The following is a 20,107-nucleotide window of genomic DNA, read 5'->3' as shown; positions in this document are numbered from 1 at the left end:
TGCGGCACATGCGCCTAACGTGCCAGTGACAACCGAGCAGGGAGAACAGATGCCCGTTGGCCGCATCATCGAAACGCCGGATTGTGTGGCGGAAGGGGCCGACTGGCTGGCCCAGAGCTGTCCGCGCATGGCCTATGCAATGGAACAGACTGGCCCATTGCCGTTACGTCGCCGTCCCGACGGGTTCGCGCAGTTGCTGAGTGCCATTGTCAGCCAACAGGTCAGTGTGGCTTCGGCCAATGCAATATGGAAACGCCTGCAAGATGCCAAATTGACGGGTCCGCGAAAGATCATGTGGGCAACGGATGACGATCTGCGGGCCGTAGGGTTAAGCCGTCAGAAGATCCGATATGCAAAGGCTCTGGCAGAAGCGCGTATAGATTACAAAGCGTTGCGTGATGCTCCTGATGCAGAAGTTGTGGCCACGTTGACGCAAGTGTCTGGCATCGGCGTCTGGACCGCGGAGATATACGCCATGTTCTCGCTTGGTCGCGCTGATGTGATCGCCCCCGGCGACCTGGCGCTGCAAGAGGCCGCGCGCATCCTTTATGACCTGCCCAACCGCCCAACAGATAAAGAACTGCGCAAGATGGCCGAGGCCTGGTCGCCATGGCGCTCGGTTGCGGCGCGGGTGCTGTGGGCCTATTACCGGGTTGCAAAGCAAAGAGAAGGGATCAGATGACACGGGTTTTGAATGCGCTCCGGAAAGAGCCTGTTTCGGGCGACACGCGCTCGGTTGTGGTGTTCGTACATGGCTATGGCGCAAACGGTGCCGATCTGCTGGGTTTGGCCGACCCGCTGGGTGAACATCTGCCCGACACGTTGTTCGTGGCCCCGGACGCGCCCGAGCAGATCCCCGGAATGCCCAATGGTTTTCAGTGGTTTCCGATTCCCTGGATTGACGGGTCGTCTGAGGAAGAGGCGCGCAGGGGCATGGAAATGGCGGTCGAGGATTTCAACGCCTTTCTGGATGCTCTGATGGTGGATGAAGACCTGTTGCCAGAACAGATTGTCCTGTTTGGTTTCAGCCAGGGCACGATGATGAGCCTGTATGTCGCGCCCCGCCGCGAAGACCCCGTGGCCGGAATTGTCGCTTTCTCAGGCCGTTTGCTAGAGGCGGACCTTCTGGCAGACGAAACCGTCAGCCGGATGCCGGTATTGCTGGTGCATGGCGATGCCGACGACGTCGTCCCGCCGCAATCCTTGCCCGAAGCGGCAGAGGCCCTGCAATCCGCCGGTTTCAAAGAGGTCTATGCCCATGTCATGAAGGGCACCGGGCACGGAATCGCCCCGGACGGGCTGAGTGTGGCTCTGGCCTTCATGCGCGACAAGCTGAGCCTTTAGCCAGTAAGGTCAGTTCAGCGGAACACGGTCGTTTTGTATGGGTTCAAGACCAAAGATGCGCTTCCGCAAATTCGATTGAGTTTCCGGCCGGGTCGCGCACGTACAAGGAACGCGCGCCTCCGGGCCAGTCAAACTCTGCGTCTACGGGGACATTCCAGTCCAGAAGGTGCTTGCGCATCACTGCGATTTCATCACGGGTCAGTACAAGACACACGTGTCCTGCACCACGGGCGCCGTGGGGCGGAACAGGCATGTCCGGGTTGAGGGGCGGTTGTTCCGTCTGTTCCGGGTTAAAGATTAGCAGGACCGATCCGCCAATTCGGTAAAACACGTGGCGGTCGGCGACACGCTGAATGCGTTCCAGGCCCAGTACTTCGCCGTAAAACTGTTCCGCTGCGTCCAGATCATCGACATAAAGCGACGCTTCCAGAATCGCCGAAGGGGCCGGTATTCCGGGAGTTAGTTTCATGACCCGAGTTTAGCAGATCAGTGCAGGGTATGTCACCGGCGCGGTCTACGGTCGCGTTTTCGTTGCGGTGTGGTGTTCAGGGATGGCATGGGCAGACTGTCCCACTGGCCCGGTGCTAGGTCGTCCAATGTCCAGTCACCGATGCGGCAGCGGATCAAGCGCAGGGTCGGCAGGCCCACGGCGGCCGTCATTCGACGCACCTGACGGTTTTTGCCCTCGCGTATGGACAGTTCTATCCAACTGTCTGGTACAGTCTCGCGTTCGCGGATTGGCGGGGTGCGGGGCCACAGGTCGTCCGGCTCGTCGATCTGCCGCACCTTCGCCGGACGGGTCAGGCCGTCTTTCAACTCTACGCCGTTTCGCAGCGCTTTCAGGGCGGTTTCGTCCGGAATACCTTCGACCTGAACCCAATAGGTTTTTGCCATCTTGTGCTTGGGGTCCGAGATCTGCGCCTGTAACTTGCCGTGGTCAGTCAGCAGCATCAAACCTTCGCTGTCACGGTCCAGTCGACCGGCGGGATAAACCCCGGGCAGATCGATGAAATCGGACAGTGTACTGCGCGGAGTATCCGCATTGTCGCGGTCGGTGAACTGCGGCAGCACATCATAAGGTTTGTTGAAGCGAATGAACCAGGACATGACGTGCGCATACCCCGAAGAGTGCACCCCGCGCAAGCTGTGGATAACTGTCATGCGCTTGTTACAGATTCGCATTACCCAGTTTGCGACATATTGTGGAAAATCAGGGCTTGTCAGAGTATTAACACGATATATAGTTATACTAAGGCCGGGGCGGGTGTTCCCCGCTCTGATGTCAAAAACAGGCAGAGCAGAGCGAGGAGCGATTCTGATATGGACGGAGACTTCAGGACCGAATTTGTCAGGGAGCCTGGTGCGCTGAAGCATCATCCCGCATTGGTTTTGAACGCCGATTATCGCCCCCTGTCTTATTACCCGTTGTCCCTGTGGCCCTGGCAAGAGGCGATCAAGGCCGCTTGGCTGGATCGGGTCGACATCGTGGCCGAATACGACGAAGTGGTTCGCAGCCCGAGTACGCAGATCCGAATACCTTCGGTCGTTGTTTTGAAAGACTATGTAAAACCCAGAAAGCGCGTGGCCTTCACGCGCTTTAATTTATTTCTGAGGGACGAGTTCCGATGCCAGTACTGTGGCAGTCGCGGTGATCTTACCTTTGATCATGTGGTGCCACGCGCCGCTGGCGGGGTGACCAGTTGGCAGAACGTTGTGGCGGCGTGCAGCCCTTGCAACCTGCGCAAAGGGTCGAAATCACTGCGTCAGGCAGGAATGAACCTGCGTAAGCCGCCGCGCCAGCCTGACGCCGAAGCACTGCGCAATGTTGGTCGGAAATTCCCCCCCAATCACTTGCACGAAAGCTGGATCGATTTTCTGTATTGGGACGCGGAGCTGGACGAATTCTAGGCCCGCTCTGACTTCCACGCCGCGAGCCAGATCAGCACCAGAACAGCCGAGGCAATGGCATTCCACCCAGCCATCGAGATGTTGAACATTTCCCACGGAATATCGTCGCAGCGAACCAAAGGCGCGGACATAATCTGATCGAACAGATCGTCATTCGACATCCCAGTGATGCTGCCGGATGTGCAACTGGTCGGACCTTCCCACCACCCCTGCTCAACGCCGGCGTGATAGAACCCGATGCCCGAAGTGGCGGCGGCGGCCATTGCGCCACAGAGGGGCAGGAAACTTAGCCTTGGTAAGGCCAACGCCAAAACGCCAATCGCGATTGCGACCCCATGCGGGTAGCGCTGCCAGATACACATTTTACAGGGGGCAAGGCCGCCCAGATATTGAAAGCCGAAAGCTGCCAGCAGAAGGGCCAGGGACCCAAGACTTGCCAGTGCGATAAGTTGTGAACGTCTCGTCATAGGTATTTCACCACCAGGAAGCCGCCGAACAGGAGGACGATGAACAAGGTGAACATCAGCCCCAAGCGTTTTTCAATAAATTCACGGATCGGCTCGCCAAAGCGCCAAAGCAAGGCCGCAACAAGGAAGAACCTGAGCGCTCGTGCCAGTATCGACGTTGCGATGAATGTCCCAAGCGGCATTCCTGTCCAGCCGGACATGATGGTGATGACCTTGTACGGGAAAGGCGTCACTCCGGCGGCCAGGACCGCCCAGAACCCGAAATCGTTGAAGCGGGTGTTGAATTCTTCCATCGCATGGGCCTTGCCCATGGATTCAAGAATGGGCTGCCCCAGACTTTCATAGAAAAACGCACCAATCGCATAGCCCAGCATCCCTCCCAGAACCGAAGCCACCAGAGCAACAGTTGCAATCAGCCAGGCGCGCGACGGGCGCGCAAGGATCATCGGAATCATCAGAACGTCGGGGGGGATTGGAAAGAACGAGCTTTCGACAAAAGCCACTACGGCCAGCGCCCACAGCGCATGAGGGTGTTCCGCCAGACGAATTGTCCAGTCATAAAGCGATCGCAACATTTAGCACTCAAATCCCGTTCTCGACCCGGGAAAGCCAAACCACGCACCTGACGGCCCGTCAACCATCGCAGTGGAAACAAATGGATTATTGGATGATTTTTGCCTCTGGACCTTCCCTTTGATGGGCGCTAATCCAGTGTCCGTGGCCCAAGTGGCGGAATGGTAGACGCAGGGGATTCAAAATCCCCCGGTAGTGATACCGTGCCGGTTCGAGTCCGGCCTTGGGTACCAAAGTAAAAACAGGGAGTTAGGGGAACCTGCTTCCTGTTTTTTCTTTTCGGGCCACTTGCGTGTTCGCACACTTAATTCTTACTTTTCGATCTGGCCTGGTTCCTTTCAGTCCTCTGGTATCAACTTCTCCCTGCGAAATGGCACCATATACGACCCGCTGTTGAACCGACCTGAACAAATTTGGGAGCAAAGATCAGGAAGACCGATCTGGCGGGTATTCCTGTGTGCCAGAGGGGAAAATTCGAAATTTGCGCTCATATATGCGGATTGATGCGAGTCAGGCTGGCGCTGGCCTTGACATTGAAAGTATCTGAATGAACCCTCAAAGGGGTTGGGAGAAACTGGAAAATTCAACAGGTTGCACCTGCTGTAAGGCGGGCCGATCATCGTTATCGGCACAGTTTTATGGGCAGATGATCGATTTGAATTCCAACTGCCAGACAAAAATGTGGGAGTATTGAAATGAGAAACAGCAGCAAATTGAGCCTCGGCGCGTTTGTAACCGCAGCCATGTTGGCTCCGGCGGCTTATGCCGAAGAGTTCATTACAATCGGTACCGGCGGCGTGACCGGTGTTTACTATCCGACAGGTGGCGCGATCTGCCGTCTGGTGAACAAAGGCCGGAAAGAACACGGTGTCCGCTGCTCGGTCGAATCGACCGGTGGCTCGGTCTACAACATCAACACAATTCGCGAAGGCGAGCTGGAATTCGGTGTTGCCCAGTCCGACTGGCAGTATCACGCGTATAACGGCACCTCGAAATTTGAAGAGGCCGGTCCTTTCGAAAATCTGCGCGCCGTCTTCTCGGTCCACCCCGAGCCCTTTACCGTTGTGGCCCGCGCCGATGCAGGCATCACAAACTTTGAAGACCTGAAAGGCAAGCGCGTGAACATCGGGAACCCCGGTTCCGGTCAGCGCGGCACCATGGAAGTTCTTCTGGGCGAAATGGGCTGGACGACCGATGATTTCGAACTGGCGACAGAGCTGAAAGCGGCTGAACAATCGGCTGCCCTGTGCGACAACCAGATCGATGCTATGGTTTATACCGTTGGTCACCCGTCTGGTTCGATCCAAGAAGCCACCACAGCCTGTGACTCGGTTCTGGTGAATGTCAGCGGTGAAGCCGTGGACAAGCTGGTCAACGACAATTCGTTCTACCGTACTGCAACCATCCCCGGTGGCATGTACCGTGGTTCTGACGGCGACACCCAGACATTTGGCGTAGGTGCGACTTTTGTGACTTCGGCAGATGTGTCGGACGACGCGGTATATGCGGTGGTCAGCTCGGTCTTTGAAAACTTCGAAGACTTCAAAAAACTGCACCCGGCGTTTGCCAACCTCAAGCCCGAAGAAATGATCGCGGACGGCCTGTCGGCGCCGCTGCATCCGGGGGCCGAGAAGTATTACAAAGAAAAAGGCTGGATTCAGTAAACCAGACCTGAAGCAGGGCGCTTTTTAGGGCGCCCTGCACAACGCCTGTACCAAGCAGGTGAGTTAGAAGGTCAAAAATGGCCGCGACGGGGAGACATTTGATGAATTCCGACACTCAATCCAATCGTCCGCTTTCCGAAGAAGAGCTTCAGGATCTGGTCGCATCATCCGACGCGGGCGGGCGTAATCCTGTCGGGAATGTAGGTGTCTTCCTGGCGATTGTAGCCGCGATCTGGTCGATTTTTCAGGTTATCCTGGCGTCGCCGCTCGCGAACTACGTGTTGCCGGGCAGTGTGGTAAACAATGCGCGGCAATTCCATCTTGCCTTCGCTCTGTTTCTGGCCTTTGCAGCTTATCCGGCACTAAAGTCCAGCCCGCGTGGCTTTATCCCGACTCAGGATTGGATCATGGGCTTGGTCGGTGCGTTCGTCGCGCTGTATGGCTATTTTTTCTATAACAAGATCGTAAATGCGGGCGGTTTGGCCGACGATACGGACAAATGGGTCGCGTTGCTTGGCTTGGTGCTACTGTTCGAGGCCGCGCGACGCGCGCTTGGCCCGGCCATGGCAATTATCGCGACGATCTTTTTGGCCTATGTCTTCTTTGGCGCATCTGAATGGGTGCCGGAAGTTATCCGCTGGAAAGGTGCGAGTCTCAAAAAGGCGATGAGCCACATGTGGATCACGTCAGAAGGCGTGTTTGGCATCGCATTGGGCGTTTCCACCAAATTCGTGTTCCTGTTCGTGCTGTTTGGCGCGCTGCTGGATAAGGCTGGGGCAGGGAACTATTTCATCAAGATGGCCTTTGGTGCGCTCGGGCATCTGCGCGGTGGTCCGGCAAAGGCGGCCGTTGTTGGTTCTGCCGCAACCGGCCTGATCTCGGGCTCGTCGATTGCCAACGTTGTGACAACCGGAACATTTACCATTCCGCTGATGAAGCGAGTGGGCTTTAGCAGTGAACAGGCCGGATCGGTCGAAGTGGCCTCATCGGTCAACGGTCAGATCATGCCACCTGTGATGGGCGCGGCTGCCTTCCTGATGGTGGAATATGTGGGCATCTCATATGTCGAGGTGATCACCCACGCCTTCCTCCCTGCGGCGATTTCTTACATCGCGCTGGTCTATATCGTGCATTTGGAAGCTGTGAAGCGAAACATGCCGACTTTGGGCGACCGTGACGTGCATCTGGCGCGAACCGTTGTGGGTATGTTGGCTTTCTTCCTGGTGTTTGCAGGGCTTTGTTACGGCTCGCAATTCCCGGTCGATGCTGTAACAAGCTGGGTACCGTCTGCGGCAGGCCTGGTGCTGAGTTTGATCGTCTGCGCGGTTTATGTCGGATTGCTCTATCTGGCCGCTCAGGTGCCGGACCTTGAGCCGGACGATCCGAATGCAAAAGAGGTCACGCTTCCTGTTATCGCTGATATTTATAAGGCAGGTTTGCATTACCTGCTGCCGATCATCGTTCTGGTTTACTTCCTGATGATCGAACAGAAATCGCCGGGACTGTCGGCGTTCTGGGCGACCGCTTTGCTGTTCGTAATCCTGCTGACGCAGAAACCGCTCAAGGCTCTTTTCCGGGGGCAGAGCAATCTCAAGAACACCTTTGTCGATGGCGTCGCTGACCTGTGGCAGGGGTTGATTGATGGTGCACGGAACATGATCGGTATCGCGCTGGCAACTGCCACTGCGGGCGTGATCGTCGGCACAGTGACTTTGACGGGTGTTGGTCAGGTAATGGCTGACCTGGTCGAGTTCCTTTCAGGCGGCAATCTTATCCTTATGCTGGTCATGGTTGGGCTGCTCAGCCTGATTCTGGGCATGGGTCTGCCGACCACTGCGAATTATATCGTAGTCAGCTCGTTGATGGCCGGGGTCGTCGTTGAACTGGGCGCGCAAAGCGGGCTGATTGTACCGTTGATCGCTGTGCACCTGTTTGTGTTTTACTTCGGGATTATGGCCGATGTTACACCGCCTGTTGGGCTTGCAAGCTTTGCGGCGGCTGCCGTGTCGGGCGGTGATGCGATCAAAACCGGTTTCACGGCGTTTTTCTACAGCCTGCGCACCGTGGCACTGCCTTTTGTGTTCATCTTCAACACTGATCTTCTTTTGATCGACGTTACATGGCTTGAAGGGATCACGGTGGCCGTTTTCGCGACCATAGCGATTCTGGTCTTCACGGCAGGTACGATGGGGTATTTCCTGACCCGCAGCCGTATCTATGAAAGTGTCGCGCTCGTTCTGGTGGCATTTGCCCTGTTCCGACCGGACTATTTCATGGATCGCATCTCGCCTCCGTTCAAATCGGTTGAACCCGCTGCATTCGAAGAGACCATTGGTCAGACACGGCCGGGAACAGATGTACGTCTGGTCGTCGCAGGCCCCGATTTCGATACGCTCGAGATGGTGGATACAACCGTTGTTGTCACTGTGGGCGACGAAGAAGGAGGGGCCGCGCGAGTCGAGGCGATGGGCTTGCTGCTGGTCCCCGAGGACGGGTTGGTCAAGCTTGACGAGCCGCTGTTCGGCACGCCGGTGGCCGACGATCTGGGCATCTTCGACTACTATGGCGATGAACCCGTACGCCTGGCCTCGGTCAGCTTACCGTCCGACCAGCTGCCCAAGCAGTTGGTGTATATCCCAGCGATGGTCCTTTTGGGTCTCATCGCGTTCCTGCAACGCGGCCGTGCCGCCAGACAAGGGGTGCCCGCATGACACGTTCTGTTCTGTGTGCCATTGATATCAGCAATGGTGAGATTGATGCTCCGGTCCTGCAAAAAGCCGCTGCTTTGGCGGATCTGGAAGGGGCACAGTTGGATGTTGTGACTGTGTTGCCCGATTTCGGGGAAAGCTGGGTGTCCGGGTTCTTTGAATCCGATTTTCACGACAAGGCGTTGGCCGAGGCGCAGGCCAAACTGACGGCGCTGTGTGTTTCGGCATTGGGGGCCGAGCGCAATGAAAGCATCCGCCATGTCGTTGCGACAGGCACAGCCTATCAGGAGATTCTGAAAACCGCCGAAAGCGCCGGTTCCGATCTGATTGTGATTGGCGCGCATAAGCCGGATTTTAAGGACTACCTGCTTGGCCCGAATGCAGCGCGTGTTGTGCGGCATTCCAACGTCTCGGTGTATGTCGTTCGCTGACTGATTTTCCAGCGCGCAAAAGATCGCGTCGCCGGTCGTGAACAAATATCGGGTGGGTTCAGTAGCCTGTCATCTCAAGATAGCCAACGCCTTCATGGCTGCCGGTTACGGTGACAGGGCCTTCCCAGTATTCGAAACTGGTACCCATCCACGCATCAGGTGTCAGGGCGGAGACCTGAATTTCTATGCCCCGGTCCACAAGATCGACTTGCCAGTGTGTCGGGATGTCACGCCCGGCAACCTCGTTGGTACTCAGCGGCAAAAGGCTGATTGAGCCGTTGGGGATGGCCTCAGTACTGCCGTCTGAATTGATCCAGGTGGCCGAAGTGAAGTCGCCTCGGTCCCCGCGCAGGCGAAAAGCCATCAATTTATCGCCGCCCTCAAAACTGAGCGAGAACCAATCCCAACCCCTCTGATCTGCCGCCAAGGGTTGTGAGGACCATTCCCGATCCAGCCAGCCCTGACCGGTTACACGGACTTCACTATCCGGCAAATGCAGCACGCCTTCGACAGAATAGAAGGGCTGCGAGTAATAGTAACTTGCCTGCCCATCAGAAGATTTGACCGAATAGCCCGCGTCTCCGTGAAGAACCAATGGCCCTTGGGCAGTCAGCGAAAGGTCATAGCCGAAGTCTTTACCATTTGCCGTCAGCGACAGGCTGTCCAAATCCGATCCGGCCATGCGCCATTCATCAATCCAGGCCTCAAACGGTTGTGCAGTTACACCGGCCTGCCCAATCCCCCCGCGTGATAATCGCTCGGTAAAAAAATGAGCCTTGGGGGTCGTAACAGCAGCATGACCCATCCAAAGTTGCGGGCTTTGCCATCCGTCGCTGTCATAGGGCTTCAGGGCTGACCGGAACAGGGTCCATTGAATGCCATAGTCCAGGCCGTCGTCCCCTTGGAGATTGGCCGTCAGATACCACCATTCGATGCGGTAGGCCGGGTGGGGGCCGTGGTCCCTTGGGAAATCAAACTCATACCCGGCTACTGGCACGTCAAAGCCTTCGGCCGACCCGCCGAGACCTGCGTAGCCCTGCGCCCAAAGCGGTATCGGGTGGAGCCACATAAGAAGGAACAGGAGGGTCCTAACGTTCATTGGCGAACACTCTCAGCAGATCGGCGGGTGGCAGGCGCAGCATCCGTAGCGCGGGCAGGGCGGCGGCAAGCAGGGCAGCAAGAAGGGTCAGTAGAAACAGCCACAGCCAATCCCAGGGGAAGACGAACATCGGCAGGCGCCAACCAAAAGCCTGAACGTTGATCACCGTCAGCAGAACCCATGCCAGAACAAGCCCAAGTGGCAACGCCAGACAGGCGGTCAACGCAGCCAGCAATAGGCTGCGCAACAGTTCCAGCCCTGCAAGTTGCGCCCTGTTCAGCCCCAGCGCCCAGACCGGTGCGATCTGTGGCAGGCGCTGGGTCCACAGGGTCAGTAGACTGGTGAGAATGGCAAATCCTGCCACGCCGAGGGTCAGCACATTCAAGGCCGAGGTCACGACAAAAGTCTTCTCAAATATCGACAGCGACTGCGCCTTCATTGCAGCTTGCTGTACGACAGCCTGACGTGGAAGGTTGAACCGTTCCCTCAAGGTTTGCGCCATTTCGGTTGCGTTTTCGGGGTTTAGACGAATGCCAAAACGGCGGGCCTCCGTACCCGGAGCGATCTGGTTCAGTTGGTCCATCGAGACGATGGCTTGCCCGGTAGGATTCCCATAATCCGAATAGACCCCGGCGATGGTCAGGATGTGGTCCGGCGATAAGGCCAAAGCACCGCCGGGCCAGAGATCGGCACGCCGGGCCAGTTGCTCGTTGATCAGAACCGCACGCCCGGCCATGACGTCATCCCATGCATTCGGCGTTGAGGTGATCACTGGCCAGTTCTGCCGATAGACCTGATCATCCACGACACCGTAGAGAAACAGAGGCCCCGTCGCGTGCGACAATTCCACATTTCGGATTGGCAGAATGGCTTCGACCTGAGGGCGCAGCCAGTCGGTGATCTCCCGCCCCTGATCTTCGTCGCTGGCAGTCAGGTAGAGCTCTGACGTCAGGCGCTGGTCCAGCCACCCGACGAATGTCAGCCGGAAGCTGGACACCATCGTGCCTACGCCGACATTCGCTGCCAAAGCCAGCAGCAGGGCCATCAGGGCAAGTGACAATCCGGGCAGTTGTGCCTGCATATCTGCCCAGACCCATTGGGCGACAGGCCCCCGCGCTGCGCGGGCGCAGAATGAAAGCATTACAGACAAAAGCGCAGGCAGCATCAGCGCCGCACCGGTCAGCAAGCCAGCCAACAGGGCAAACCCGGCGATCAGCCCCCCGAAACTGACATAAGCCAAAACGCCACCCAGGATCATGACCAATCCCAATGTCGCTGCAAGATGGCGCGCGCGGGGGTCGCCCCGCCACGCTTGAACGCCCGGACTTGCCAGCAGGGGCATGCGCGACAGGCGCCATAATGCGTGGCCGCTGGCCAGCAATGTGCCGAAGACTGCCATGGCGATCCCTGCCAAAACCCACTGCAATTGCAGCGTCAGTTGCCCTGTTACTGGTGCGCCGTAAAGGCCACGCAACGTGGCCGCAACATCGGGCAGAAGTGCTCCGGCCAGAAAGAAGCCCAAAAGCAACCCGACGAGCCCACCGATCAAGGCCAGAAATGTCAGCTCGGCAAGGATCAGCCAGACCAGTAATCGCATCGAAACACCCAGTGCCCGCAGCGTGCGGATAATGCCCCTGCGTTGGGCAAATGCCAGCCCGACTGTGCCGTTCACGATAAAAAGGCCGACTGCAAAGGACAGCAATCCAAAGGCTGACAGGTTCAGGTGGAAACTGTCGGTCAGCCGAGCAGTGTCGATCTTTTGTGACGGGCTGATGCGTTCCAGCTCTGGCGCGATCGTGGTCAGGGGCTGAAGCCCGCGGGGTTGATCGGGCAGAATAATGAGCCGCGAGACTGAACCGGGCTGATTCAGAAGACGTTCGGCAACGCCGATATCCGTCAGGATCACATCCGGCGGCAGCGCTGAGGTACTGAGAACCGGGGGCAGAGTATCGTGACCGCGCAACAAGTGCTCCAACTCTGTCGAAACCAGCAGGCGGCCCGGAGCAGTCAATATGTCCGCCGGGTCGGGCGGCGCACCGCTTTGCTGGGCCTCGGTAATTGCGGGCAAGGCGGGATAGGCCACCATATCCACGCCCATCAAACGCAACGTACGTCCAGCGACCCGATAAGGGCCTTCCAGTACGGCGGCCACCTGCCATCCTGCGCGACGCAGGTCGACATAACGGGACATGGGGATGAAACCGGCTGGATCGCGCAATTCGCCAAACTGCCCAAGTGCCAGTTGGGCGTTGGCACGGGAATAGCTGGCGCGGGCCTCCGCATTGATGGCCTGTACAGCGGACCACAGACCAGTTGCCAGGGCGATACCGATCAGCAGCGTTGCCAGTTGCAACCAATGCACCCGCCAATGGGACAGCAGGGCCTGGACGACGGCAGATGTCATTGGATGCACCCGCCGCTCAGGCGTAGGTGCGTGTCCAGTCGGGCCGCGATCTGCGGGGAATGCGTCACCAGCAGCAAAGCTGCGCCAGTATCAGAAACAAGTGACAGCATCAGGTCCAGCACTTTGGCGCTGGCGGTTTCGTCAAGATTGCCCGTCGGTTCGTCCGCCAGCAACAGTTTCGGGCGCGCTGCCATGGCGCGTCCGATGGCCACCCGCTGTTGCTGTCCGCCCGACAAGCTTTCGGGGTAGCGGTCCAGCAAATCCAAAAGCCCAAGCCGTTCGGCCAGTTGCCCAGACCAATTGACATCCTCTGTACCTGCAAGGCGGGCATGAAAGGACAGGTTTTGCCCCACGGTCAGCGATGGGATCAGGTTGAACTGCTGGAACACCAGCGAAACCTTACTGCGCCGCAACTCGGCCCGGCCCGCATCATCTAAAGGGGATAGCGGCGTGCCATCCAGCGTGATTTCTCCACCGTCGAAACTGTCCAGGGCGGCGGCCAGGTTCAACAAGGTGCTTTTTCCGCTGCCGCTTTCACCGGTCAGTGCAAGCGTTTGTCCCTGATCCAGTGTCAGAGACACATCGCGCAGAACGGGCCGCCCGCCGGGATAAGTCTTTTGAACTCGGTCGATGATCAACAGCATGAAGCGCCCTTTTTGCACAGGATGTGCGTCGGACTTCCCAACTGTCCAGTGCAGACCTTACTCCGGTTCCTTTCGCCGCAGGCTACTTCATCTGGCGGCGGGGTTGTGCCTTGTGGTTCTAAAGGTCATTGTGCCCGGGCAATCCATGGTCGAAATTCAGGGTGAGAATACATGACGTTGCTGCATCAGATCGTTTGGGGCAGTACCTTTCTGGGTATTTGCATCCTGATCGAGATTCTCTTTCTGACCTGGTGCACGATATTCATTATCAAGATGGACAAAAAATGGGTCACACGCGGGGTGTTTGTGGCAACGGCGGGGCCGATTTCTGTTGCCCTGGGGTTCATTATCGCGACGCATACCATTCAGGTCTGGATCTGGGCTATCGTCTGGGTATTGCTGAATGTGCTGCCGGACTGGAACTCGGCCATCTATTTCTCTTTGGTGACGTTTACGACGCTCGGATACGGCGACATCGTTTTGGGTGAAGGGCTGCGCATCTTCGGCTCGTTTGCCTCGGTCACCGGGCTGTTGGCGTTTGGATTGTCGACCGCGTATCTGGTCGCACTGATGACACGCGTTTTTCAGGAGAAGTTCTTTTCCTAAAGGATCGGTGCAAACAACCGCGCCAGCGGCGCACCAAAGCGGATGTGGGCCGGTTGTTGACGCAACCTGCGGGTCAGTTCGTAGCTAGATTCGAAATCTTCTTGTAGCATCTGGTCGACGGCCTGCGCAGCCCGGGCATCAAAGAACAGCGCCATTGCTTCGAAGTTGAGGCGGAAGGATCGGTTGTCGAGGTTTGTTGTTCCAACAGCGGCCAGCGTCTCGTCAACAACGAACGCCTTTTGATGCATGAACCCACCGGTATAGCGGAACACGCGTACGCCGCAGTCGCGGATTTCATCGAAATAGGCAAACGCGGCCAGCCAGGGCAGGCGATGGTCGATCATGTCAGGAACAAGGATGCGTACATCCACACCGCGCATCGCGGCATGTTGCAGGGCTGTCATGACATCGATGTCGGGTACGAAGTAAGGCGACGCAATCCACAACCGTTCTTTTGCCTCGGCGATTGCCGCAAAGAACATCATGGCGCCAGTTTCGGTTTCGTCTCCGGGCCCGGTCGCAACCAGCAGGGCATTCATGTTCTGTTCGGATTCACTGCCCGCCCAGTCAAGTTCATCGATCAGGTCTTCGTTATGTGCCCAATGCCAGTCTTCGGTGAAGATAAGCTGCAATTGCCGGACGACATGACCGGACATCATGATGTGAGTGTCGCGCCAGTGGCCGAAATGCGGGTGTTTGCCCAGATATTCCTCGCCTACATTGTGCCCACCGATAAAGCCTGTCTCGCCATCGATAATGACGGTTTTGCGGTGGTTTCGGTAATTCAGCTGAAACCGAAAATTCGGGCCGCGTTGTTGACGAGGGTCGGCGACATCAATCCCGGCTTCACGCATGGTATCCAGATACGCGCGCGGCAAACCATAACTGCCGACTGCATCGGTCATGAAACGGACGTGAACCCCACGTTTCGTCGCCTCGATCAGCTTGGATTGCAGTTTGCGGCCCAGTGCGTCGTCTCTGATGATGTAGAACTGAATGAGGATATAGTTCTTGGCCTTGTCGATGGCGTCGAAAATGGCGTCGAATGTGGCGTGCCCGTCAACCAGCAGCCGGGCACCGTTTCCGCTGGACACAGGAAGATGCGCCAGAAACTCGAATGGGCGCGGATTGATCGACATAGACGAGGGATCGGGCCTTGAGTAATCGGCAAAGGTTTTGATCCCTTCAACAACCCGCTCACTTTTCTGGCGCGCGATGCGATATCCGTGAAAGCGATGGTGTCCCAGAAAAAGATACAACGGCACCGCCAGGAAAGGTGCTGATACCAGAAAGACCACCCACCCAACTGCACCTTGCGGTGTTCGCGCGGTTTGTGCTGCTCGGATCGAAAACACAAATGCAGCCACGTACAACGTGAATACAAAGATAGATACCAGCGCTGTCCACATGGGGTCTTACATCTTTCGGGCCGTTCAGTTTGCCCCAGTGTAGATGCGTGACCAGTCTTGCGCCATATCGACAATGATCCATCCCTTGTCAGAACCCTGATCCAGCCCGTCTGCCAGCTTTCCTATTGGGCTTTCGCGGTCATAGGCCCATTCGCGTTCGGCGTCCGTGTGGTGGATCAGAATTCCCAAACGCGGGCCATCACCCGACGTTGTCCAATCCAGCATAGCGAAATCTCCGTCCGAATTGCCTGCGGCCAGAATCGGGCGTCTGCCAATCGTGCGTTCGATGTTGATCGGCTTGCCTTCCTTGTCGTCAATGAAGGCTAACCCCGGCGCCTTGATGATCGTCGGGCTGCCGTCGATCACCTCATAGGTGCTGTCTGCATAACTTCCCAATATCTGTTCCGGCGGGATACCATAGGCATCCTCGGCGAAGACGCGCATGAAATGAATGCCGCCGCCGGATACGATGTAGGTCTTGAAACCTTCGTCACGTAGATAACGCAGCAACTCGACCATCGGTTGGTATGTCATTTGATCATAGGGCAGGCTGGTGCCCGGGTGACGTTCGGTTTCCAGCCATTGCGCAACACCTGCCTGAAAGTCATCGACGCTGGTGCCCGAATGCGAGGCGTTGACAACTTCGATCAGCGCCTCATGCCCGCCTTCAAGAATTGCCGCAAGATCACCCTTTGCAGCAGCTTCCAGTGCAGTCGTTGTCAGGATCGACGGGTCCTGCTCGGCCAGATCGGCCAGTCGGTCCATGGCAAAAACAAACTGGAAATACACAGGCTGTTCGGCCCAAAGCGTTCCGTCATTGTCGAATACGGCGATCCTGTCATCCGGCGTCACGTAATGAGCAGAGGCAGGGTCGGTTACTTCGTCAACAAACGAAACGATTTTCTCTTTGGATTCTAGATTGTTCCAAGAGGGCAAGGGGTCAGCAATGGCGACCGTCGCTCCTATCACACTGCACAATATCAAAAACAGACGCACGGGTTATTCCTCAATTTTCAACCGCCAATGAGAAGCGCCGGGCCCCGGTATCGGGACTCCGGCTTTGCTGTGTCTTGGATCAAACGGCCAGGTTCACGGTGCGCCCGGAGGTGACGTCAGCTTCTCCATCACCTTGTCGAGGCTGAAGCTCGCCGCTTCCTGTCGGGGTGGGTATTCCTTGAAGGTTTCAAGGAACTGCGCGACATAGGCCTGCGCAGGTACCAGCATGTAGGCACGGTCGAGCATCCAGTCATAGTAGGTATTCGATGTGCGATAGCCACGCTCGTACGGGTCGCGTCGCAAGTTGGCGATCAATGGCACACGCAGAGGGGTCAGCGGCTCCATCCAGGCGCGCAAGGTCGCCCATGCCTTCTGTTCCAGGAAGGTGATTTTCCAATCACCGAAGCGCAGTGCCGCAAGGTCACCATCGTCCGTGAAATAGAAGATTTCCCTGCGCGGGCTCTCGTCTGTTTCGCCGGTCAGCAACGGCAAGATGTTGTAACCATCCAGGTGCACGCGATAGTCACGCCCGCCGCCAACTTCGGTCACGGTGACACCTTCCAGAAGATCTTCTTTCACGGTTTCGTTGCCAGCCGCCGCCAAGAATGTCGGCAACCAATCCATATGGTGCACGATCTCGTTCGACACAGCGCCTTCGGCAATTTTGCCGGGCCACCGAACCATGGCAGGTACGCGCCATGCACCTTCCCATTGGGTGTTTTTCTCACCCCAGAACGGTGTCATCGCGGCATCTGGCCACGTATTCATGTGCGGACCATTGTCAGTCGAGTAAAACACGATGGTTTTGTCGGCAATGCCCAGCTCGTCCAGCGCAGTCAGGAAGTCACCGATATGCATATCGTGTTCAATCATGCCAGCCGTGTACTCATCCACCTGCTTGCCGACGATTTCATTGGCTTTTGCCCATTTCTCTTCGGAAACATGCGTGCGGAAATGCATCCGGGTGCCTGACCACCAGACGAACCACGGTGTACCGCTTTCCTCTTGTTTGCGGATGAATTCAATCGCTGCCGCCGCAGTTTCATCGTCGACCGTTTCCATACGCTTCTTGGTCAGCGGGCCGGTATCCTCGATCTCACCACCTGCTGTCGACTTGATTACACCGCGCGGTCCGAAAGCTTGCCGAAAGGTTCTGCCATCGGGCAGAACAGCATCATTGGGATAGTCGATGTTTTCCGGCTCTTCCTCGGCATTGAGGTGGTAGAGATTACCAAAAAATTCGTCAAAACCGTGGTTTGTCGGCAGATGTTCATCTCGGTCGCCCAGGTGGTTTTTTCCGAACTGACCTGTGGCATAGCCTTCTGCTTTCAGAAGTCCCGCAATGGTCGGGTCTTCGATCTGCATACCTTCCTTAGCGCCTGGCAGGCCAACTTTGGACAGGCCCGTGCGGAAAACGGATTGCCCCATGATGAAAGATGATCGCCCGGCCGTGCACGACTGCTCACCGTAGTAATCCGTGAACATCATGCCTTCTTCGGCGATGCGGTCGATATTGGGCGTCTGATACCCCATCAGACCCCGCGTGTAGGCCGAGATGTTGGACTGACCAACATCGTCGCCCCAGATCACAAGGATATTCGGTTTCTGGTTCTGCGCCCAGGCGGGTATGGCCAGTGTCAACGTGGCGGTTACCACGGCAAGTCGGCGCAAGTTACTGCGCCAGGTGCCGGATAGCGAACGTGGAGGTAACATGGTTTGCTCCTGATCTGAGAGGATCTTGGCGACCCCAAAGGAAATGAATCACCCGGCGTTCAAATGCATGAACAACGCGGCAGCAAAGTGTTGATTCCCATATTGAAAATCTTTGGTAGCAGGAATCGAACACCATTAGCATAGGTTACTTCTTGCGTCGGAAACTCATCATATGATTATATCGCAAAGTACAAATGTGAGACAAAATGAATAATCTGAAGCTATTACGAAACACCGGATGGTTCAGTGAACGCTCGTCAGAGTTTCAGGCCGATTTGGCAGCCCTTGGCATACCGAAATCGGTAGAGGCGGGAGAGACGCTGTACCACTACGGTGATCCGGCAAATGGAATCTACGCGATTCTCAGCGGTGGTGTGCAGATAACGGCCCCAGCGGACGATGGTCAGGAGTTCGTTTTGCACCGCGATGGCGCTGGGTTCTGGATCGGCGATCTTGCGTTGTTTGCTGGTGCACTGCGTCTGGTCAGTGTTGTCACGACGCAAGCCACTCAAGCCTTGTTTTTCCCTAACCTGAGCATCTCGCGGTTGATTCAGAACAATCCTGACTACATCCGGGATTTCTATGCGTTGACGCATGAGAATATGCGGACCGCTTTGCGCATCATGGCAAATCTGGCTGTGACGGGAACGGAGAAGCGGCTGGTCTTGAGGTTGCTTCACTTGGACGAAGGGACCTCGAAAACCGAAGGCTGGATTGATGTTTCGCAAGACGATCTGGCAGCGATGATTGCTGTATCGCAGCCGACTTTGCACAGGAACCTTCACCGGCTTGTGGATTTGGGGTTAATCGAACTGGGGTATGGCCGGGTTCGACTGCTGGATCGGGGCGCATTGATAGCCAGTTGTCAGACCTGAGGTTTCGGGTAGCGACACCGGCATGCGGTTCAATATACGCGGACAGGCTGGCCGCTGTGTACGGTACCCGACGAACTTAAGCCTACGCCACGCCGTGGTTCAGTTTTTCGCACGCGCCTGACTGTCCTCCTCGCCCAATTGGCCGTCCAGAGACATCATGATTGCGACCGGGCGTAAAGCAGGGATGTGGCTGAACACGATCAGGATGCAGACCGTCAGTGGCACGCTCAGGAAAGCACCGATCAGGCCCCAGACAGTTGTCCAAAAGGTCAATGCCAGAATAACTAGGAATGTCGACATGTTCAGCGAACGTCCCAGCATGGCCGGATCAAGGAAGTTACCGATCAGGAATTGAAGGGTGCCGCACCCAAATAAGATAATCAAAAACGGAACGATCGTATCAAACTGAACAAGCGCGATCATGGCTGGGAAAAACACCGCTATGATCGACCCGATCGAGGGTATGAAGTTCAGAGCAAAGGTCAAAACGGCCCAGGTTTCCGCATATTCCAAGCCAAGAACCCTGAATACAAAATAGCTGATGCCCGCTGTGATCAGGCTGATCAGCGTCTTTACCCCAACATATCGTTGCAGGCTGATCGATATGGCATCAAGCATGGTCGCAAAATCTGCGCCGGTTTGGGGGTCACCAGCCGCAAGTTGAATTTTCTTGCGAAAGGCCAGACGCTCGGCCATCAGGAACGCGACATAGAGGCTGATCAGAAAGAACTGGTTTAGCAGGGACGTAGCGCTGCCCAGCAACAGGCGTGCGACATAGGTCATGTCGATGCTGACCAGATTGTCGCGGATGAAAGTGGTGACATCGTTGCCGACAAGACCGGTTATGCGCTCAACCGCCCCGTCGAACTGGTTTTCGTAGGTGCTGACGGACCGAGCAAACTGCGTTGCCTGACTGCCCAGCACGTACATGATCATGAACAATCCCACCAGAACCACGGTCACTCCGGCGATATTGGCCAACCAGACCGGAGCACGGGTCAGCGCGGTAACGCGGTCGCTCAGCGCAATGATCAGAACGTTGACCAGCAGCGCCATGGCAAGAGGGATCAGGAAGTTCGCCCCCGCATAAAGCCCCAACACTATCAGCGTCGCGATAATGCAGGTGTCGCGGACAACAGACAGTTTTAGCCTGGGGCGAGCCGTGAAATCTTCCTGATCCGGGATCATTCAGTATCCTGTTTATCTGTTCTTACGCAGGCTGGTGATCGCCCCGCTTTTTCCAATCCTGCACCTGCAATCCGTTTT

General features: G+C 56.7%; 19 protein-coding genes and 1 tRNA gene. 9 read left to right on the top strand and 11 right to left on the bottom strand.

Features of this window, described 5'->3' with window-relative positions; genetic code table 11:
• Positions 1 to 49: 49 nt before the first annotated feature.
• Entirely contained in the window at positions 50 to 682 is a 633-nt protein-coding gene (locus ACR0D9_RS05145) for a DNA-3-methyladenine glycosylase family protein (protein ID WP_480537940.1), read from the top strand.
• Complete coding sequence (locus ACR0D9_RS05140; protein ID WP_480537938.1) at positions 679 to 1,344, top strand: alpha/beta hydrolase; 666 nt, start codon at positions 679 to 681, stop codon at positions 1,342 to 1,344. The genes ACR0D9_RS05145 and ACR0D9_RS05140 overlap by 4 nt, the downstream gene beginning before the upstream one ends.
• 43 nt (positions 1,345 to 1,387) lie before the next feature.
• Here the strand turns inward: ACR0D9_RS05140 and ACR0D9_RS05135 are convergent, their stop codons facing one another.
• Both ACR0D9_RS05135 and ACR0D9_RS05130 read right to left on the bottom strand, forming a co-directional pair.
• Positions 1,388 to 1,813, bottom strand: a complete 426-nt coding sequence (locus ACR0D9_RS05135; RefSeq protein WP_480537936.1) for a VOC family protein — start codon at positions 1,811 to 1,813, stop codon at positions 1,388 to 1,390.
• A gap of 32 nt (positions 1,814 to 1,845) precedes the next feature.
• A complete protein-coding gene (locus tag ACR0D9_RS05130) occupies positions 1,846 to 2,451 on the bottom strand; it encodes an rRNA large subunit pseudouridine synthase E (protein WP_480537934.1) in 606 nt (201 codons plus the stop codon).
• Positions 2,452 to 2,664: 213 nt separating this feature from the next.
• Here ACR0D9_RS05130 and ACR0D9_RS05125 point away from each other — a divergent pair, with 213 nt between their 5' ends.
• Positions 2,665 to 3,252, top strand: a complete 588-nt coding sequence (locus ACR0D9_RS05125) for an HNH endonuclease (RefSeq protein WP_480485548.1) — start codon at positions 2,665 to 2,667, stop codon at positions 3,250 to 3,252.
• Here the strand turns inward: ACR0D9_RS05125 and ACR0D9_RS05120 are convergent.
• Both ACR0D9_RS05120 and ACR0D9_RS05115 read right to left on the bottom strand, forming a co-directional pair.
• Positions 3,249 to 3,719: a disulfide bond formation protein B gene (locus ACR0D9_RS05120; RefSeq protein WP_480537932.1), complete on the bottom strand. Its 471-nt coding sequence runs from the start codon at positions 3,717 to 3,719 to the stop codon at positions 3,249 to 3,251. The two genes, ACR0D9_RS05125 and ACR0D9_RS05120, sit on opposite strands and share 4 nt — an antisense overlap.
• On the bottom strand, positions 3,716 to 4,294 hold the full coding sequence (locus tag ACR0D9_RS05115) for a YqaA family protein (protein ID WP_480537930.1): 579 nt from the start codon (positions 4,292 to 4,294) through the stop codon (positions 3,716 to 3,718). Before ACR0D9_RS05115 ends, ACR0D9_RS05120 begins: the two co-directional genes overlap by 4 nt.
• A gap of 145 nt (positions 4,295 to 4,439) precedes the next feature.
• Here ACR0D9_RS05115 and ACR0D9_RS05110 point away from each other — a divergent pair.
• The 4 genes from ACR0D9_RS05110 to ACR0D9_RS05095 all read left to right on the top strand — a co-directional run bounded on the left by ACR0D9_RS05110 (position 4,440) and on the right by ACR0D9_RS05095 (position 9,095).
• A tRNA-Leu gene (locus ACR0D9_RS05110) sits at positions 4,440 to 4,525 on the top strand.
• A 462-nt stretch (positions 4,526 to 4,987) separates the two neighbouring features.
• Complete coding sequence (locus ACR0D9_RS05105; RefSeq protein WP_267364467.1) at positions 4,988 to 5,956, top strand: TAXI family TRAP transporter solute-binding subunit; 969 nt, start codon at positions 4,988 to 4,990, stop codon at positions 5,954 to 5,956.
• Positions 5,957 to 6,057: 101 nt separating this feature from the next.
• On the top strand, positions 6,058 to 8,667 hold the full coding sequence (locus ACR0D9_RS05100) for a TRAP transporter permease (RefSeq protein WP_480537928.1): 2,610 nt from the start codon (positions 6,058 to 6,060) through the stop codon (positions 8,665 to 8,667).
• The gene (locus tag ACR0D9_RS05095; RefSeq protein WP_480537926.1) at positions 8,664 to 9,095 is read left to right on the top strand and encodes a universal stress protein; all 432 of its coding nucleotides are present in this window, start codon (positions 8,664 to 8,666) and stop codon (positions 9,093 to 9,095) included. The genes ACR0D9_RS05100 and ACR0D9_RS05095 overlap by 4 nt, the downstream gene beginning before the upstream one ends.
• A 58-nt stretch (positions 9,096 to 9,153) precedes the next feature.
• Here ACR0D9_RS05095 and ACR0D9_RS05090 read toward each other — a convergent pair whose 3' ends face one another.
• Genes ACR0D9_RS05090 through ACR0D9_RS05080 form a run of 3 tightly spaced genes read right to left on the bottom strand, consistent with a single transcriptional unit; the run spans position 9,154 to position 13,242 of the window.
• Positions 9,154 to 10,194, bottom strand: a complete 1,041-nt coding sequence (locus ACR0D9_RS05090) for a lipocalin-like domain-containing protein (protein WP_480485557.1) — start codon at positions 10,192 to 10,194, stop codon at positions 9,154 to 9,156.
• The gene (locus ACR0D9_RS05085; protein ID WP_480537924.1) at positions 10,184 to 12,598 is read right to left on the bottom strand and encodes an FtsX-like permease family protein; all 2,415 of its coding nucleotides are present in this window, start codon (positions 12,596 to 12,598) and stop codon (positions 10,184 to 10,186) included. The genes ACR0D9_RS05090 and ACR0D9_RS05085 overlap by 11 nt, the downstream gene beginning before the upstream one ends.
• Positions 12,595 to 13,242: an ABC transporter ATP-binding protein gene (locus ACR0D9_RS05080; RefSeq protein ID WP_480480817.1), complete on the bottom strand. Its 648-nt coding sequence runs from the start codon at positions 13,240 to 13,242 to the stop codon at positions 12,595 to 12,597. Before ACR0D9_RS05080 ends, ACR0D9_RS05085 begins: the two co-directional genes overlap by 4 nt.
• A gap of 171 nt (positions 13,243 to 13,413) precedes the next feature.
• On the opposite strand from ACR0D9_RS05080, the gene ACR0D9_RS05075 reads away from it, so the two are divergent.
• Positions 13,414 to 13,848, top strand: a complete 435-nt coding sequence (locus ACR0D9_RS05075) for an ion channel (protein ID WP_267366422.1) — start codon at positions 13,414 to 13,416, stop codon at positions 13,846 to 13,848.
• Here the strand turns inward: ACR0D9_RS05075 and cls are convergent.
• From cls to ACR0D9_RS05060, 3 genes are all read right to left on the bottom strand, one after another.
• Entirely contained in the window at positions 13,845 to 15,257 is a 1,413-nt protein-coding gene (cls, locus tag ACR0D9_RS05070; RefSeq protein WP_267366420.1) for a cardiolipin synthase, read from the bottom strand. The genes ACR0D9_RS05075 and cls overlap by 4 nt on opposite strands.
• Positions 15,258 to 15,281: 24 nt before the next feature.
• Complete coding sequence (locus ACR0D9_RS05065; RefSeq protein ID WP_480537922.1) at positions 15,282 to 16,253, bottom strand: HAD family hydrolase; 972 nt, start codon at positions 16,251 to 16,253, stop codon at positions 15,282 to 15,284.
• A gap of 93 nt (positions 16,254 to 16,346) precedes the next feature.
• Entirely contained in the window at positions 16,347 to 17,966 is a 1,620-nt protein-coding gene (locus tag ACR0D9_RS05060; protein WP_480537920.1) for an arylsulfatase, read from the bottom strand.
• A 206-nt stretch (positions 17,967 to 18,172) separates the two neighbouring features.
• Here ACR0D9_RS05060 and ACR0D9_RS05055 point away from each other — a divergent pair, with 206 nt between their 5' ends.
• Positions 18,173 to 18,841, top strand: a complete 669-nt coding sequence (locus ACR0D9_RS05055) for a Crp/Fnr family transcriptional regulator (protein WP_480480825.1) — start codon at positions 18,173 to 18,175, stop codon at positions 18,839 to 18,841.
• A 99-nt stretch (positions 18,842 to 18,940) separates the two neighbouring features.
• Here the strand turns inward: ACR0D9_RS05055 and ACR0D9_RS05050 are convergent, their stop codons facing one another.
• Positions 18,941 to 20,029: an AI-2E family transporter gene (locus ACR0D9_RS05050; protein WP_480480827.1), complete on the bottom strand. Its 1,089-nt coding sequence runs from the start codon at positions 20,027 to 20,029 to the stop codon at positions 18,941 to 18,943.
• Between the last annotated feature and the right edge of the window lie 78 nt (positions 20,030 to 20,107).

The sequence above is a fragment of the Ruegeria sp. AK11 genome (assembly GCF_056541095.1).
Note: the sequence above shows the minus strand (reverse complement) of the source record. Positions and strands in the feature narration are given on the sequence as shown.

Coding starts and splice junctions, on each gene's coding strand:
- ACR0D9_RS05145 (WP_480537940.1), top strand. CDS start 50: ATGCCCGTTGGCCGCATCATCGAAACGCCGGATTGTGTGGCGGAAGGG.
- ACR0D9_RS05140 (WP_480537938.1), top strand. CDS start 679: ATGACACGGGTTTTGAATGCGCTCCGGAAAGAGCCTGTTTCGGGCGAC.
- ACR0D9_RS05135 (WP_480537936.1), bottom strand. CDS start 1,813: ATGAAACTAACTCCCGGAATACCGGCCCCTTCGGCGATTCTGGAAGCG.
- ACR0D9_RS05130 (WP_480537934.1), bottom strand. CDS start 2,451: ATGTCCTGGTTCATTCGCTTCAACAAACCTTATGATGTGCTGCCGCAG.
- ACR0D9_RS05125 (WP_480485548.1), top strand. CDS start 2,665: ATGGACGGAGACTTCAGGACCGAATTTGTCAGGGAGCCTGGTGCGCTG.
- ACR0D9_RS05120 (WP_480537932.1), bottom strand. CDS start 3,719: ATGACGAGACGTTCACAACTTATCGCACTGGCAAGTCTTGGGTCCCTG.
- ACR0D9_RS05115 (WP_480537930.1), bottom strand. CDS start 4,294: ATGTTGCGATCGCTTTATGACTGGACAATTCGTCTGGCGGAACACCCT.
- ACR0D9_RS05105 (WP_267364467.1), top strand. CDS start 4,988: ATGAGAAACAGCAGCAAATTGAGCCTCGGCGCGTTTGTAACCGCAGCC.
- ACR0D9_RS05100 (WP_480537928.1), top strand. CDS start 6,058: ATGAATTCCGACACTCAATCCAATCGTCCGCTTTCCGAAGAAGAGCTT.
- ACR0D9_RS05095 (WP_480537926.1), top strand. CDS start 8,664: ATGACACGTTCTGTTCTGTGTGCCATTGATATCAGCAATGGTGAGATT.
- ACR0D9_RS05090 (WP_480485557.1), bottom strand. CDS start 10,194: ATGAACGTTAGGACCCTCCTGTTCCTTCTTATGTGGCTCCACCCGATA.
- ACR0D9_RS05085 (WP_480537924.1), bottom strand. CDS start 12,598: ATGACATCTGCCGTCGTCCAGGCCCTGCTGTCCCATTGGCGGGTGCAT.
- ACR0D9_RS05080 (WP_480480817.1), bottom strand. CDS start 13,242: ATGCTGTTGATCATCGACCGAGTTCAAAAGACTTATCCCGGCGGGCGG.
- ACR0D9_RS05075 (WP_267366422.1), top strand. CDS start 13,414: ATGACGTTGCTGCATCAGATCGTTTGGGGCAGTACCTTTCTGGGTATT.
- cls (WP_267366420.1), bottom strand. CDS start 15,257: ATGTGGACAGCGCTGGTATCTATCTTTGTATTCACGTTGTACGTGGCT.
- ACR0D9_RS05060 (WP_480537920.1), bottom strand. CDS start 17,966: ATGTTACCTCCACGTTCGCTATCCGGCACCTGGCGCAGTAACTTGCGC.
- ACR0D9_RS05055 (WP_480480825.1), top strand. CDS start 18,173: ATGAATAATCTGAAGCTATTACGAAACACCGGATGGTTCAGTGAACGC.
- ACR0D9_RS05050 (WP_480480827.1), bottom strand. CDS start 20,029: ATGATCCCGGATCAGGAAGATTTCACGGCTCGCCCCAGGCTAAAACTG.